Below are 1,786 nucleotides of genomic sequence, written 5' to 3' on the forward strand. Positions count from 1 at the left end.
CGGCCGCCGCATCACGCCGCGCGTTCACCAGATTCAAGCGCCGCTCGATAGCCGGCCAAACTTCAGGTGGCGGCGCGGCCGCGGGCCCGAGTTCGGCCATGGCCACGAGCCGCAGCCGCCACGTTTCAACGGCTAAACGGATCGCCGGATCGTGCTGCGAGATACTCTCAAACCGCCTTCGAGACCCGCCACGCAACACGCCGAGCGTGTATTCGGCGGCAAGCTGATCGACGAGGCCTGCGTGTCGATGCAAATCCATCACAGACCTCCCAGGCACGTTTTAAGTTTTTCGAGGCCGCGCCGAATCCACGACTTCACGGTGCCGAGCGGTACTTTAAGGACATCGGCCACTTCGCTGTGGCTCTGATCGCGCAGATAGGCCAGCGCCACAGCCTGTCGCTGATTGGCTTCGAGCCGCTCCATGCAGATGGCAAGTTGCCGTGCTTCCTCGCTCATCAACGTTTGCTCGGAGGGATCTGCCTCGTTTGCCGGCAAGGTATCGTCCAACGCGTCGCTCCATTCTGTTTCGGCGCTTGCCCCGTTGGCCTTTTGCCGCCGCAAATAATCGAGGGCCCGGTTGCGGACAATCGCCGCCATCCAGGTCATCGGCGCGGACAGGCCGGCTTTGTAGTCGCCCGCGTATCGCCAGATATTGACGAATGCATCCTGCAACACTTCTTCGGCCCACTCCCGCTTCACCAATATACGGAGCGCCAGGCCAAACAGTTTCGACGAAGTCAAATCGTAGAGCGCGCGCAACGCGGCGGCATCTTCGCTGGCGACGCGATCGAGCAATTGCACGAGGGTGTCGGGGGTCGGGTCGTGGGGAAGGGGTGTCGTCATGGGACCGGTCGGGTGGGCGGCGCGATTGATCTTACGGAAATAATCATGTCGAACCGCACTGTTTTTTTTGCATCCGGATGCATCCGTTTCGCTTGAGCCTGCGTACCCACGGATGCGAGCCCCGCGGCGCGCGAAACAATCGGCGCGGCACGCACGGCTCACCCTGTGTCCCCGTTCTCCTCCGGCGCGGCCGGGGAGATGCGGCTTTGCCCGGCCTGATAAGCCGGGCATTTTTTTAAGCTACCAACTATCGACTACTGACTACCGGCTGGGAAGTCCCGCCGCGTCGGCGCCCACCAGGATCACCAGTTTCAAATCTTCCCGATGCGCCGGCTTGAACGTAATCTGGTCGAACACCAGGCGCCCGCGCGTCGGATGATTGAATTCCCGCGCACCGCCCTCCCGTTCGCCGACGTCCTGCGATGCCCAAAAACGCGCGAACGCGTCGCTTGCAGCGCTGAGCGAATCGATCAGCGCTCGCGTGGGAGCATCGTTCAGATGACGGATCGAATCGGCCCGAAACTCGGCCACCAGCCGTCGTGCACGCGTCTCCCAATCCACGATCAGGCTCTGCGCGCCCGGCGCCGTGAATGTGAAGGCAAGCAGATTGCGGTCCTGAACACCATCTAGCCAGCCAGCGAACAACGCCGACGCTTGTGCGTTCCAGCGCAACGCGTTCCACTGCCGGTCGAGAACGTAGGCGGGCGCATCGATCAATTCCACCGATTTCAGCAGCGCTGCCGGGGCGTCCTGCGCCGCCGGATCGGGTTCGGCGGGATCGCGCTGGGCGGCAAGCTCGAACAGATAAGCCCGCTCGGCCCGCGATAACTGCAACGCCACGGCGATGCGCGCGAGCGCGTCGGCGGAAGCGGACACCGGCCGTCCCTGTTCGATCCACGTGTACCAGGTCGGACTGACGCCGCACAATTGGGCGACTTCTTCG

General features: G+C 63.3%; 2 protein-coding genes and 1 pseudogene. All 3 read right to left on the minus strand.

Annotation, left to right across the window (positions count from 1 at the left end):
* A pseudogene (locus tag EOS_RS31230) lies at nucleotides 1-259 on the minus strand (anti-sigma factor); the annotation flags it as partial.
* The gene (locus EOS_RS31235) at nucleotides 259-843 is read right to left on the minus strand and encodes a sigma-70 family RNA polymerase sigma factor (RefSeq protein ID WP_047896073.1); all 585 of its coding nucleotides are present in this window, start codon (nucleotides 841-843) and stop codon (nucleotides 259-261) included. The pseudogene EOS_RS31230 and the gene EOS_RS31235, both read right to left, overlap by 1 nt.
* A gap of 261 nt (nucleotides 844-1,104) precedes the next feature.
* A partial coding sequence (locus tag EOS_RS31240) for a helix-turn-helix transcriptional regulator (RefSeq protein WP_047896072.1) occupies nucleotides 1,105-1,786 on the minus strand: 682 nt, incomplete at its 5' end.

It is taken from the genome of Caballeronia mineralivorans PML1(12) (assembly GCF_001028175.1).
GTDB classification, from domain to species: Bacteria; Pseudomonadota; Gammaproteobacteria; order Burkholderiales; family Burkholderiaceae; genus Caballeronia; species Caballeronia mineralivorans.

Excerpts from the sequence above, each read along its gene's own strand:
- EOS_RS31235 (WP_047896073.1), bottom strand. The coding sequence starts at position 843 with ATGACGACACCCCTTCCCCACGACCCGACCCCCGACACCCTCGTGCAA.